The sequence below is a fragment of the Streptomyces sp. NPDC026246 genome (assembly GCF_055567995.1).
In genome coordinates this window covers 83,615-96,532 of record NZ_JBVHPJ010000014.1, presented here as the reverse complement: position 1 = coordinate 96,532, position 12,918 = coordinate 83,615, and the positions used below count along the sequence as shown (strand labels likewise).

Annotated in this window: 12 protein-coding genes and 1 riboswitch; of the genes, 7 read left to right on the top strand and 5 right to left on the bottom strand. The window is 72.3% G+C overall.

What is annotated here, in order from left to right; all coding sequences use genetic code 11:
* Nucleotides 1–64 precede the first annotated feature (64 nt).
* The 7 genes from ACZ4M5_RS29245 to ACZ4M5_RS29215 all read left to right on the top strand — a co-directional run bounded on the left by ACZ4M5_RS29245 (nt 65) and on the right by ACZ4M5_RS29215 (nt 6,961).
* Nucleotides 65–604: an Lrp/AsnC family transcriptional regulator gene (locus ACZ4M5_RS29245; protein ID WP_467741099.1), complete on the top strand. Its 540-nt coding sequence runs from the start codon at nt 65–67 to the stop codon at nt 602–604.
* Between the two features lie 19 nt (nt 605–623).
* The gene (locus ACZ4M5_RS29240) at nt 624–1,985 is read left to right on the top strand and encodes an aspartate aminotransferase family protein (protein WP_467741097.1); all 1,362 of its coding nucleotides are present in this window, start codon (nt 624–626) and stop codon (nt 1,983–1,985) included.
* Between the two features lie 204 nt (nt 1,986–2,189).
* The gene (locus ACZ4M5_RS29235; protein ID WP_467741095.1) at nt 2,190–2,939 is read left to right on the top strand and encodes an ABC transporter ATP-binding protein; all 750 of its coding nucleotides are present in this window, start codon (nt 2,190–2,192) and stop codon (nt 2,937–2,939) included.
* A complete protein-coding gene (locus ACZ4M5_RS29230; protein WP_467741093.1) occupies nt 2,921–4,417 on the top strand; it encodes a hypothetical protein in 1,497 nt (498 codons plus the stop codon). The genes ACZ4M5_RS29235 and ACZ4M5_RS29230 overlap by 19 nt, the downstream gene beginning before the upstream one ends.
* Nucleotides 4,418–4,542: 125 nt before the next feature.
* Nucleotides 4,543–4,950 (top strand): VOC family protein, encoded by a 408-nt coding sequence (locus ACZ4M5_RS29225; protein ID WP_369193488.1) that lies wholly within the window; start codon nt 4,543–4,545, stop codon nt 4,948–4,950.
* Nucleotides 4,951–4,975: 25 nt separating this feature from the next.
* Entirely contained in the window at nt 4,976–6,097 is a 1,122-nt protein-coding gene (locus ACZ4M5_RS29220) for an LOG family protein (RefSeq protein WP_467741091.1), read from the top strand.
* A 156-nt stretch (nt 6,098–6,253) separates the two neighbouring features.
* Entirely contained in the window at nt 6,254–6,961 is a 708-nt protein-coding gene (locus ACZ4M5_RS29215) for an LAETG motif-containing sortase-dependent surface protein (protein WP_467741262.1), read from the top strand.
* Nucleotides 6,962–7,018: 57 nt separating this feature from the next.
* Here ACZ4M5_RS29215 and ACZ4M5_RS29210 read toward each other — a convergent pair whose 3' ends face one another.
* The 5 genes from ACZ4M5_RS29210 to rlmN all read right to left on the bottom strand — a co-directional run bounded on the left by ACZ4M5_RS29210 (nt 7,019) and on the right by rlmN (nt 12,900).
* Nucleotides 7,019–7,816 (bottom strand): maleylpyruvate isomerase family mycothiol-dependent enzyme, encoded by a 798-nt coding sequence (locus ACZ4M5_RS29210; protein WP_467741089.1) that lies wholly within the window; start codon nt 7,814–7,816, stop codon nt 7,019–7,021.
* A gap of 24 nt (nt 7,817–7,840) precedes the next feature.
* Entirely contained in the window at nt 7,841–8,863 is a 1,023-nt protein-coding gene (locus tag ACZ4M5_RS29205; protein ID WP_467741087.1) for an ABC transporter ATP-binding protein, read from the bottom strand.
* Nucleotides 8,863–10,527, bottom strand: coding sequence for an ABC transporter permease (locus tag ACZ4M5_RS29200; protein WP_467741085.1), 1,665 nt, complete (start codon nt 10,525–10,527; stop codon nt 8,863–8,865). Before ACZ4M5_RS29200 ends, ACZ4M5_RS29205 begins: the two co-directional genes overlap by 1 nt.
* The gene (locus tag ACZ4M5_RS29195; RefSeq protein WP_467741083.1) at nt 10,503–11,588 is read right to left on the bottom strand and encodes a thiamine ABC transporter substrate-binding protein; all 1,086 of its coding nucleotides are present in this window, start codon (nt 11,586–11,588) and stop codon (nt 10,503–10,505) included. The genes ACZ4M5_RS29200 and ACZ4M5_RS29195 overlap by 25 nt, the downstream gene beginning before the upstream one ends.
* 76 nt (nt 11,589–11,664) lie before the next feature.
* Nucleotides 11,665–11,769: riboswitch (TPP riboswitch) on the bottom strand.
* 24 nt (nt 11,770–11,793) lie between these two features.
* Entirely contained in the window at nt 11,794–12,900 is a 1,107-nt protein-coding gene (rlmN, locus tag ACZ4M5_RS29190) for a dual-specificity RNA methyltransferase RlmN (RefSeq protein ID WP_467741080.1), read from the bottom strand.
* Between the last annotated feature and the right edge of the window lie 18 nt (nt 12,901–12,918).

Genomic DNA, 12,918 nt, shown 5'->3' with positions numbered 1-12,918 from the left:
GCAGTACTCGGCGACTCAAACAACGGATTTCATCGATCCAGGCTTGCGGAAGTGTCGATACCTCGTGCACAGTGACCTCGTGGCCAGTCGAAGCGCAGACCAGAAGGGGTCGCGGGAGCACCGCGAGCCCTCCCGCGAGTCCAGGAACGGCAGCTCGCCGCAGCTGGACGCCGTCTCCCTCGCCATCATCGAGCAGCTCCAGGAGGACGGCCGCCGGCCGTACGCCGCCATCGGCAAGGCCGTGGGCCTGTCGGAGGCGGCCGTGCGCCAGCGCGTCCAGAAGCTGCTCGACCAGGGCGTCATGCAGATCGTCGCCGTCACGGACCCGCTCACCGTGGGCTTCCGCAGGCAGGCGATGGTCGGGGTGAACGTCGAGGGCGACGTGGAGTCGGTCGCGGACGCGCTGTCGGCCATGCCCGAGTGCGAGTACGTGGTGATGACCGCGGGGTCCTTCGACCTGATGGTGGAGATCGTCTGCGAGGACGACGACCACCTGCTGGACGTCATCAACAAACGCATCCGGGCGGTGCCCGGAGTGCGCTCCACCGAGAGCTTCGTCTACCTCAAGCTCAAGAAGCAGACCTACATGTGGGGAACCCGATAATCGTGAGGACCCGATAGCCGTGAGCAAGGACCTCTCCCAGACCGCGTACGACCACCTGTGGATGCACTTCACCCGCATGTCGTCGTACGAGAAGGCCCCCGTCCCCACCATCGTCCGGGGCGAGGGCACGTACATCTACGACGACCAGGGCAAGCGCTACCTGGACGGCCTCGCCGGGCTGTTCGTGGTGCAGGCCGGGCACGGCCGCGTGGAACTCGCCGAGACCGCCTTCAAGCAGGCGCAGGAGCTCGCGTTCTTCCCCGTGTGGTCCTACGCCCACCCCAAGGCCGTCGAGCTGGCCGAGCGCCTCGCCCACCACGCCCCGGGCGACCTGAACAAGGTCTTCTTCACCACCGGTGGCGGTGAGGCGGTCGAGACCGCCTGGAAGCTCGCCAAGCAGTACTTCAAGCTGACCGGCAAGCCCACCAAGCACAAGGTCATCTCCCGTGCGGTCGCCTACCACGGCACCCCGCAGGGCGCCCTGTCCATCACCGGTCTGCCTGCCCTGAAGGCCCCTTTCGAGCCGCTGGTGCCGGGCGCGCACAAGGTCCCGAACACCAACATCTACCGGGCCCCGATCCACGGCGACGACCCCGAGGCCTACGGCCGCTGGGCCGCCGACCAGATCGAGCAGCAGATCCTCTTCGAGGGCCCGGACACCGTCGCCGCGGTCTTCCTGGAGCCCGTGCAGAACGCCGGCGGCTGCTTCCCGCCCCCGCCCGGCTACTTCCAGCGCGTGCGCGAGATCTGCGACACGTACGACGTGCTGCTCGTCTCGGACGAGGTCATCTGCGCCTTCGGCCGCCTGGGCACCTACTTCGCCTGCGACAAGTTCGACTACGTGCCGGACATGATCACCTGCGCCAAGGGCATGACCTCGGGCTACTCCCCGATCGGCGCGTGCATCATCTCCGACCGCCTGGCCGAGCCGTTCTACAAGGGCGACAACACCTTCCTGCACGGCTACACCTTCGGCGGCCACCCGGTCTCCGCGGCCGTGGGCCTGGCCAACCTCGACCTGTTCGAGCGCGAGAACCTCAACCAGCACGTCCTGGACAACGAGGGCAACTTCCGCTCGACCCTGGAGAAGCTGCACGACCTGCCGATCGTCGGCGACGTCCGCGGCAACGGCTTCTTCTACGGCATCGAGCTGGTGAAGGACAAGCACACCAAGGAGTCCTTCAACGACGAGGAGACCGAGCGCGTCCTGTACGGCTTCCTCTCCAAGGCGCTGTACGACAACGGCCTGTACTGCCGTGCCGACGACCGCGGCGACCCGGTCGTGCAGCTCGCCCCGCCGCTGATCTCGGACCAGTCGACGTTCGACGAGATCGAGCAGATCCTGCGCGCCACCCTCACGGAGGCGTGGACCAAGCTCTGATCCGTCGCTCCGATCGTCTGCCTGGATGATCAACACCGGCCCCGGTGCCGCCCGTTCGAGTGAGAAACGGCGGCCCGGGGCCGCGTGCTGTCCGGCGTCCCGCCGCCTTCTGCCTAGCGTGCCCAGTGACCGATCGGCCCTGCCTTCGTTCCCCCGCACGGGGGATGGCACGGGAACTACGGATCTGAACCGAGGTGTACGCCCATGGAGGCCCCGCCGGACAACGACGTGCTCTGGGCACGTGCCCTGCACTTCCAGCACGACGACGGCTCGCCCGCGCTCTGCGGTGTCTCGCTCGGCGTCCGGGAGGGCGAGATCCTCGCCATCGGCGGCCCGCGCGGCAGCGGCAAGACCACACTGCTGCGGTGCCTGTCCGGTCTGGTGCCCGTCCGGCGCGGCGAGGTCTGGTTCAACAGCGTGCCCGTGCACACCATGGGCCCGCTCACCCGCGAGCGGCTGCGCCGCGACCGCTTCACCTGGATCGACCCCTCCCCCTCCCTGGTCCCGGAGCTCAACGCCTGGGAGAACACCGCCCTGCCGCTGATGCTGCGCGGCGTCAGCCGGCGCCGGGCCAAGACCGCCGCCCTGGAGTGGCTGGAGCGCCTGGACATCGGGCACGGCGCCCGCAAGCGCCCGCACCAGCTGGTGCACTCCGAGCGGCAGCGGGTCTGCATCGCCCGCGCCCTGGCACCCGCGCCCTCGGTCCTGTTCGCCGACGAGCCCACGGCGCCTCTGCACCGCGCCGACCGCGCCCACGTCCTGCGCACCCTGACCACGGCGGCCCGCTCCCACCGCATCACCGTGGTGCTGGCCACCCACGAACCGGACACCGCGGCCCTCGCCGACCGCACCGTCTCCCTGCTCGACGGGCGGCGGGTCCAGACCGTGCACCTGCCGCCCGTGGGCGAGAGTGCCGAGCCGGGAGGCCGGGCGGCGTGCTCGCTCTCCGTCTGACCCGCGGCGCCCGCCCGGCCCTGCAGCTGCGCCGCCTCCTGGTCGCGGCCGCCTCGGCGGGCACGGGCTTCCTCCTGCTGTGCGCGCTGGGCCATGCGCTGGCCCACCCCGGGGCCACCGGTGACTCGGTGATGCGCCTGGCCTGGTGCGCGGCCCCGCTGGCCTCGACGGTGTACTTCGCGGTCGCCGTGGCCCGCACCGACCCCGGCACCCGGCCCCGCACCGGCCTCTCCGCGATCGGCCTCGGCCCGCTGCGCCTGATGGCCGTCTCGACGGCGACCACAGCCCTGTCGTGCACCCTCGGCTCGATGCTGGCGCTGCTGGTCTTCCTGCACCTGCGGGGCGACCTGTCGGGCATGCCCTTCGACGGCGCCGCCACCGCGTCCCTCGGCGGGAACCGGCCGCTGCCCCTGCCGGGCACCCTCACCCTGCTGGCGATCGTGCCCGTCGCGGCCTCGGTGGCGGCGGCGCTGGCCCTGCGTCCGCGCGAGACCCCGCCGCCCGAGGGGACCCGGGCGGCCCGGACCTACGGCCGCTTCGGCGCGTACCGCCGCACCGCCACGCGCGAGACCTTCGGCGCCTACGGCCGGTTCGGCCGGCAGATCGTCCGTCCCACCCGCCCCGCCACGCCCGGGTCCGCCGCCCCGAGCGGCCCGCCCGCCGCCCGGTCGGGCGAGCCGGCCGTCGCGGCGGCCGCCGCGAGCAACGGCGGCGGCGCGGTCAGCGCGCTGGCCGATCCCCCGCAGCCGCCCGGCCCGAGCGCCCCGGCCGGCGACACCACCGTGCAGCACCCGGCCGCCGTCCCGGCCGTGGCCGCCGTCGACGGCGCCGCCCTCGACGCGGTCCTGCCGGACCGTCCCGCCCCCGCGCGCCCGGTGACCGCCGCGCCCTCGGGGCTGCCCTGGGGCATCACCGTGCTGGCCGCGGGCCTGGCCGTGGAGACCTACACGAGCCGTACCGCCCCGGCGCCCCCCGACCTCACCTTCTCCGGTGCCTCCCCCGGCGTCCTGGCGGGCTGGGTGCTGGCCGCCCTGGGGCTGGCCCTGGCCGGTCCCGGCCTGACGCACCTGTGCGGACGGCTCCTCCAGTCGGCCCGCCCCGGGGCCCTGCGGCTGCTGGCCGGGCGCATCCTGATGGCGGAGGCCGGCCGCATCGGCCGCCCCCTCGGCGTCGTCTGCGCGGTCATGTCGGCGCTGTGGGCCATGGCCCTGCTGCACGCCCCGGACGGGCTGTCGCTCGGTCCGCTGACGCTCCTCGGTGTGGCCCTGGTGACCGGCTGCACGCTGGCCACGCTCATGACCGCCGCGGTCGAGGCCCGGCAGGACCGCGCCGAGACCACCGCGGCCCTGCAGCGGCTGGGTGCCTCCGCCTCGACGCTGCGCAGCGCCGCCGCGGTGCGTGCCGGCGCCCTGCTGGCGCTGTTCGGCCCGCTCACCCTCACGGTCGCGGAGCTTGCGGCCCTGCCCCTGGCGCACTGACGGCCGCGGGACGCGCCGGCCGGAGAACCCGTACGAAAAAAATCGCCACGCGGCGATGAGTTCGGCCCCGGGCTCCGGTCCATCCCCGCGTAACGACCCACCGAACCCGCGGGGAGAGACTTCACATGTACCAGCAGATGATCTTCGTGAACCTGTGCGTCGCCGACCTCGGCGCCTCCAAGAAGTTCTTCACCGAGCTCGGCTACGCCATCAACGAGCAGTTCAGCGACGACTCGACCGCCTCCGTCGTCATCAGCGACACCATCGTCGTGATGGTGCACACCAAGGAGAAGTACGCCCAGTTCACCAAGAAGGAGATCGCGGACGCGACGAGGACCAGCGAGGTGCTGATCGCGCTGAGCGCCGAGAGCCGCGAGAAGGTCGACGAGCTGGTCGACAAGGCGGTCGCGGCGGGCGGTTCGGTCTCCGGCGAGACCCAGGACCACGGGTTCATGTACGGCCGGGCCTTCGACGACCCCGACGGCCACACCTTCGAGGTCGTGTGGATGGATCCGGCGGCCGTCCAGGGCTGACCGAGGCTGTGCCAGCATGGGCAGGGTGCAGACGATGCCCGCCCATGCGGCCCACCACGACGACCGTGAGATAGAGACCCTCGAGGAGTTCGACGCGACCGTCTCGGCGCGCGGCACACTCGCCGGGTACCGCGTGCAGGCCGTGGACCTGACGGACCGTACGCGCGAACTGCTCGGCACGGACACGACGGGGGCCGTGTTCCTCGGCTGCGCGATGCGCGAGGACGCCGCCGCGAAGGTCCGCGCGGACGGCGCCCTGGTCTTCCCGCCGGTCCCGGGCCTGCCCTTCGACCCCTACCGCGGTCTGCTGTACTCGCCGGAGGAGCTGTTCGCGTCCCTGGCCAAGGGCTACGAGGCCACGCCCGACGCCCTCGCCTACGCCTGGTTCCAGCGGACGAAGGCCGACCGGGACATCCACGCCTCGATGCTGCGCGCCGTCCACGACGACTCCGTCTCGGACGCGCTCGACGAACTCCTCACCGGCGCCCGGGTGGTGGGCGTGATGGGCGGCCACGCGATGGCCCGCGGCACCGAGACTTACGCGGGCGCCGCCCGGCTCGGCCGGGAGCTGGCCCGGGCCGGGTTCACCGTCGCCACCGGCGGCGGCCCCGGCGCCATGGAGGCGGCCAACCTCGGTGCGTACGCCGCCCCGTTCGACGACGGCATGCTCCCCGAGTCACTCGAACTCCTCGGCGGGTCACCGCACTTCACCCCGTCGATCACCCGTTGGGCGACGGCCGCCTTCGAGGTCCGCTCCCGGTGGCCGCGCGGTGGGCGCTCCGTCGGCATCCCGACGTGGTTCTACGGCCACGAACCGCCCAACGCGTTCGCCTCCCACATCGCCAAGTACTTCGCCAACGCCACCCGGGAGGACGGGCTGCTGGCCCGCTCGAACGCGGGCGTGGTGTTCCTGCCCGGCGCCGCCGGGACCCTGCAGGAGATCTTCGACAACGCGACGCCCAACTACTACGAGTCGCGCGGCGAGCCCACGCCCATGGTGCTCGTCGACCGGGACCACTGGACACGGACGCTGCCCGCCTGGCCGCTGCTGCGCACGCTGGCCGAGGGCCGCTCGATGGAGTCGCGGATCGCTCTGGTGGAGCGAATCGAGGAGGCCCCCGAGGCGTTGAAACGTCTCGGCGGTTAATAAGAAGGCAAAGCCGGTCCCCGCGTGTGGCATATGCGTTGACACTGCTTATGGGCCACTTATAGACCTGGGAGCCTCCCGGTGGTGCTGATGCTCAGTCAACACCGCCCACCACCCCCCTCTTTACGCACCCTGCAAAGGACAAACGTGGCAGTTCTGTCCGTATCCCGCCGTACGTCCCCGCGCCTCGCACGCACCGTGCGTGCCCTCGGTGTCGTCTCGGCCTCCGCCGCGCTCGCGTTCGGCGCCGCCGGCAACGCACTGGCCTGCGACATCAGCGAGTTCTCGGCCGAGGCCAAGTGCGACGGCGCCAAGGGCGTCATCGCCGTCACCGACGTCGACCCCGCCGGTATCCCGGCGACGGTCACCGTCTACCTGCAGAACAACGGCGCCGACGCGAAGAAGGTCGGCGAGCAGGTGGTCAAGGGCTCCCGCAAGGGCACCACCATCACCTTCGCCGAGGAGTGGAAGCCGAACGCCGAGTACCGCATCCACGTCAAGGCCGCCTCGTACGTCGACGAGGACATCAAGCCCAACCTCGTGACCCCGGCCACCGCCTGCAAGAAGGAGGAGGAGAAGCCCCCGGCGACCACGCCGGCCACGGCCACGCCGAGCCCGTCGGCCCCGTCGGCCTCCCCCTCGAAGCCGGCCGAGGAGTCCCAGGCTCCGGCTCCGAACCCCTCGGAGAGCGGCAGCCCCGCGCCCGCGGGCAACGCGCCCGCCCCGGCCGGTGAGTCGAACCTCGCCGAGACCGGCGCCGACTCCAACACCGGCCTGATCGCCGGCATCGCGGCGGCCCTGGTCGTCGTGGGTGGTGGCGCGGTGTTCTTCGGCATGCGCCGCCGGGCCAAGAGCGACAGCTGACGCCCGCACGCCGCAACGCCGTGGCCCGTCCCCGACCGGGGGCGGGCCACGTCCCGTTCAGCTGAAGGTCGCCCGCTCCAGCCAGAACTCCAGCAGCGCCCGGTCGCCGAGCACCTCCACCTCCGGTGCGTCGAGCGGAAGCCGGCGATAGAAGGCCAGCAGCACGGAGGTGAGGGGCCCGCGCAGGGCCACCGTGGCCTTCGCGTGGCCCCGGTGCCAGCGGACGCCGTCCTCGGCGAGTTCGATCAGCCACTCGGCGTTCCGTTCCGGACCGGTGTCGGTGGCGTGCAGATGGATGCTGCGGCCCGCGCCGCGCAGTTCGGCCACCGGGGCGTCCGGCTGCGTCCGTTGCGCGTGGCGGAGGATCTGCAGCCACTCGTCGATCGCGTCGGCGGCCACGTCCGGCGCGACCTCGTAGGGCAGCCCGGCGGCGAGGGCCGCGTCCGCGCGGTGCACCGTGATCTCGTGGGTCATGCGACGGGCCCAGAATCCCGAGGTGAGGATCCCCGCCCAGCCCCAGACCTCGGCGTCGGGCCCGGCCTCGCGCAGGGTGGCGACGAGCCGCTCGCCGGATTCCGCCAGCCAGGCGTCCAGCGCGGCGGCGTCCCCCGACGGGTCAGGTCCGGCGCCCCCCGGCACCCGCTCCTCGGGCACGTCGTCCCCGGCCCGGGTGCGTACCAGCAGCTCCGCCCAGCGCAGGGCGCCTCCGGTGTGCCGCACCAGGTGCTCCAGCGACCAGTCGGGACAGGTCGGCACGGCGGCGGACAGGTCGGCCCCGGAGGTCACCACCGACCTCAACTGGCCGACCTGGTGGGCGATCTCGTCGCAGTAGCGCTCGTGCGGGAGTGGCGTCATGCCCGGAACCCTAGGCGCCGGCGCTCAGTCGAGCACCACGATTTCCGCCCCGTCGAACTCCACCCCGACCCGCTCCCCCACGGCGGGTGCCGCCGCCCGCAGCGCGCACGCCGCCTCCAGACGGGGGGCGTCCTCGGGCTGGAGGTGGACGGCGACGTGGGTCCCCCGGAAGGTGCGGGCGGTCACCGTGCAGGGCAGGCCCTGGCCGGCGGGCACCAGCCGCACACCGGCGGGCCGCACCAGCAGCGTCCGGGTGCCCTGCGGCGCGTCCGGCGGCACCGGCACCTTGCCCCACGGCGTGTCGGCGGCCTCCGCGCCGACGGTGGCCGGGACGACGTTCTCGAAGCCCAGGAAGCGGGCCACGAACGCGTCGGCCGGCCGCTGCCACACCTCCAGCGGCGTACCGGACTGGGCGATCCGGCCGTCCCGCATCACCACGACCCGGTCGGCCAGCGCGAAGGCCTCCCCCTGGTCGTGCGTCACGGCGAGCACGGTCGTGCCCAACCGGCCGAAGAGCTCCCTCAGTTCGACGACGAGCCGCTCGCGCAGCGACCGGTCGAGCTGCCCCAGCGGCTCGTCCAGCATCAGCAGCCGGGGGTTGGGGGCCAGCGCCCGGGCCAACGCGACCCGTTGCTGCTCCCCGCCGGACAGCGCGGCAACGGCCCGGCGAGCCGCGCCGGGCAGCCCGACGAGTTCGAGCAACTCCCGTACCCGCTCGGCCTGCTGCGCCTTCGACACGCCGTGCATCCGCAGACCGAACGCCACGTTCCCGCCGACGTCCCGCTGCGGGAACAGCTGGTGGTCCTGGAACATCAGCCCGACGCCCCGCCGGTGCGCGGGCACCCCCGCCTGGTCCCGCCCGTCGAGCAGGATCCGCCCGGCGTCCAGCGGCTGCAGCCCGGCGACCGCCCTCAGCAGCGTCGACTTGCCGCTGCCGCTGGGCCCGAGGACGCACACGACCTCGTGCTCGGCGACCCCCAGGCCGACCGCGTCCAGCACGGCTCGCCCGCCGAACCGGACCGTCGCCTCGTGCAGAGCCAGCAGCATCAGAACTCCCCCGTCCGATCGGTGCGCAGCCTCTCCAGCACCAGCAGGGCCACGGCGCACACCACCATCAGAATCGTCGAAAGGGCCATCGCCTGGCCGTAGTTGAGGTCACCGGGCCGACCCAGCAACCGTGCCACCGCCACCGGCAGGGTCGGGTTGTCTGGCCGTGCGATGAAGACCGTCGCCCCGAACTCCCCGAGGGAGACGGCGAAGGCGAACCCGGCCGCGATCAGCAGAGCACGCCGCACCATCGGCAGGTCCACCTCCCGCCACACCCGCCACGGCGAGGCCCCCAGCACCGAGGCCGCCTCCCGCAGCCGCACGTCCACCGCCCGCAGTACCGGCAGCATGGTGCGCACCACGAACGGCACCCCGACCAGCGCCTGCGCGAGCGGAACCAGGATCCACGAGGACCGCAGGTCCAGCGGCGGCTCGTCGAGCGCGATCAGGAACCCGAAGCCGACGGTCACCGCGGACACCCCGAGCGGCAGCATCAGCAGCGCGTCGAAGCCGCGCACGAATCGCCCCGCGTCCCGGCGGGTCAGCGCGACGGCGGCCAGCGAGCCGACCAGCACGGCGATGGCGGTGGCGGCGACGGCGTAGGACAGCGAGTTGCCGACCGCCTCGATCGGCGGGACCAGGAACATGCCGCCGTCCTGGCGGGTCAGCGCCCGGTAGTAGCCGAACCCGGGGGCGCCGAGGGAGCGCTGCACCAGCACGGCCAGCGGCAGCACGATCAGCACGGCGACGGTGGCGAGCACTCCCCCCAGCAGCGACCACTGCCCGGCCCCGCGCGGGCGGCGCGCGGTCACCGCCGCGTCCACGAGCCGCAGGGCCGTCTCGCGCCGCCGCACGGTCCAGGCGTGCAGGGCGAGGACCGCGCCCACCGCGGCGAACTGGATCAGGGTCAGCACGGCCGCCGTGGACAGGTCGAAGATCTCCGACGTCTGCCGGTAGATCTCCACCTCCAGGGTGGAGAAGGTGGGCCCGCCGAGGATCTGGACGACACCGAAGGAGGTGAAGGTGAACAGGAAGACCATCAGCGCGGCGGCGGCCACCGCCGGGGCCAGGGCGGGCAGGGTCACCTTCCGCCAGGCGGTCGCCGGGGAGGCGCCGAGCATCCGCGCGGCCTCCTCCTGCCGCGGGTCGAGCTGCGCCCAGAGCCCGCCCACGGTCCGCACGACCACGGCGTAGTTGAAGAAGACGTGGGCGAGCAGGATCGCCCACACCGTGGTGTCCAGCCGTACGCCCCACAGCTCGCCGAGCAGGCCGCCGCGCCCGGCCAGCGCCAGGAACGCCGTACCGACGACGACCGTCGGCAGCACGAACGGGACGGTCACGACCGCCCGCAGCACCTGCTTGCCCGGGAAGTCGAAGCGTGCGAAGACGTACGCGCCGGGGAGCGCGATCAGCAGCGTGAGCGCGGTGGAGACGAGGGCCTGCCAGGTGGTGAACCACAGCACGTGCCGTACGTCGGACTGCCCCAGAACCGCCCCGATCCGCCCCGGGTGCCAGGCCCCGCCGGTCCTCAGACCGCGCGCGACGATCGCGGCGACGGGGTAGGCGAAGAAGACCGCGAAGAACGCGACGGGCACGGCCAGCAGACCGAACCGCGCCGCCGCGCCCCGCCTGCGGGCGGCTACTTCAGTACGAGCGAGGTCCACGACTTGACCCACTGGTCACGGTGGTCGGCGATCTTGGCCGGGTCCATGGTCTCCGGATCCTTCGCCTGCGGCCCGTACTTCACGAACTCCGGCGGCACCTGGGCGCCCTCGGTCACCGGGTACACGAACATGTTGAGCGGCATGTCCTCCTGGAACCTCTTGCTGATCAGGAAGTCGAGGAGGGCCTTGCCACCCTTGGTGTTCCCGGCGTTGTCGAGCAGCCCCGCGTACTCGACCTGCCGGAAACAGGTGCCCTCGGCGACGCCGGTCGGGGCGGTGTCCGGCTTCGGGTCGGCGAAGACGACCTCGGCGGGCGGGGAGGAGGCGTAGGAGACGACGAGCGGCCGGTCGCCCTTGGCCTTTCTGCCGCCGGCCGAGCCGGAGAACTCCTCGTTGTAGGCCTGCTCCCAGCCGTCGACGACCTTCACGCCGTTGGCCTTGAGCTTCTTCCAGTAGCCCGCCCAGCCCCGGTCGCCGTACTTCGCGGCGGTGCCGAGCAGGAAGCCGAGGCCGGGCGAGGACGACGAGGCGTTCTCGGTGACCAGCAGGTCCTTGTACCGGGGGTCGGCCAGGTCGTCGAGCGTCCGCGGCGGCTGGAGCTTGTGCTCGGCGAAGTACTTCTTGTCGTAGTTGACGCAGACGTCACCGGTGTCGACGGGCGTGACCCGGTGCTCGGCCTGGTCGACGCGGTACTCGGGCTTGATGCGGTCCGAGCCCTTCGGCTCGTACGGCTGGAACAGGCCGTTGTCGAGGGCGCGGGAGAGCAGGGTGTTGTCGACGCCGAAGAAGACGTCGCCCTGCGGGTTGTCCTTGGTGAGGATGGCCTTGTTGACGGCCTGCCCGGCGTCGCCGTCCTCCAGGACCCTGACCTTGTAGCCGGACTGCTTCTCGAAGGCCGCGACGACGTCCTTGGAGGCGGCCCACGAGTCGTGGCTGACGAGCGTGACGGTCTTGGAGTCGCCCGACCCCTGACCGCCGTCCGAGGACCCGCACGCCGCGAGCGTGCCGGCCAGGCCCAGCCCGACGACGGCGGCCGTCAGGCGCTTTGCGTTGATGCTCACTGGATTCCTCCTGGGGTGACCAGGAGAAGACGCGGCCCTGCCCGGGACTTCCGTGGTCCCGGGCAGGGCGCAACAGCTCGAGTGGTGACCGATCTCCCTACCCAGAATGACCTGGGCCAGGTTCGGAGGGTCTGCGGCCGTGCCGCACTCTCAGCGCTGTGGCGCTCCCCTGTCGGAATATGCAGATGTGGATACGGCGATCAGACTACCGTTCGGTGGCCGCGAGCTGACCACACGCCCCGTCGATCTCCTGACCACGGGTGTCCCGGATCGTCACCGGCACACCGTGGGCGGCGATGGCCTCCACGAACGCCTTCTCGTCCTCGGGCCGGGAGGCGGTCCACTTGGAGCCCGGCGTGGGATTCAGCGGGATCAGGTTGACGTGCACCGGCTTGCCCCTGAGGAGCCGGCCGAGCCGGTCGCCACGCCACGCCTGGTCGTTGATGTCCCGGATCAGCGCGTACTCGATGGACAGCCGCCGCCCGGACCTGGCGCTGTACTCGAACCCGGCGTCCAGCACCTCGCGCACCTTCCACCGGGTGTTGACCGGCACGAGGGTGTCGCGCAGCTCGTCGTCCGGGGCGTGCAGGGAGATCGCCAGCCGGCACCTGAAGCCCTCGTCGGCGAAGCGGTGGATGGCCGGGACGAGACCGACGGTGGAGACGGTGATGCCGCGCTGCGACAGCCCGAGCCCGTCCGGCTCGGGGTCGGTGAGGCGGCGGATGGCCCCGACGACCCGGTTGTAGTTCGCGAGCGGCTCGCCCATGCCCATGAACACGATGTTGCTGAGCCGCGCGGGACCGCCCGGGACCTCGCCGTCGCGCAGGGCGCGCATGCCGTCGACGATCTGGTGCACGATCTCGGCGGTGGACAGGTTCCGGTCGAGACCGGCCTGCCCGGTCGCACAGAACGGGCAGTTCATCCCGCACCCGGCCTGCGAGCTGATGCACATGGTCACCCGGTCCGGGTAGCGCATCAGCACGGACTCGACGAGCGTCCCGTCGAACAGCCGCCACAGGGTCTTGCGAGTGGTGCCCTGGTCGGTGGACAGATGCCGCACGACGGTCATCAGCTCGGGCAGCAGCGCCTCCTGCAGCCGGCCACGGCTGCCGGCGGGGATGTCGGTCCACTGCTCCGGGTCGTGCGCGTACCGCGCGAAGTAGTGCTGCGACAGCTGCTTGGCACGAAACGGCTTCTCCCCGACCGAGGCGACGGCCTCCTTGCGCTCGGCAGGAGTGAGATCGGCGAGATGCCGCGGCGGCTTCTTGGCTCCGCGGGGGGCGACGAAAGTGAGTTCTCCGGGTGCAGGCATAACTCCCCCAGTGTCGCA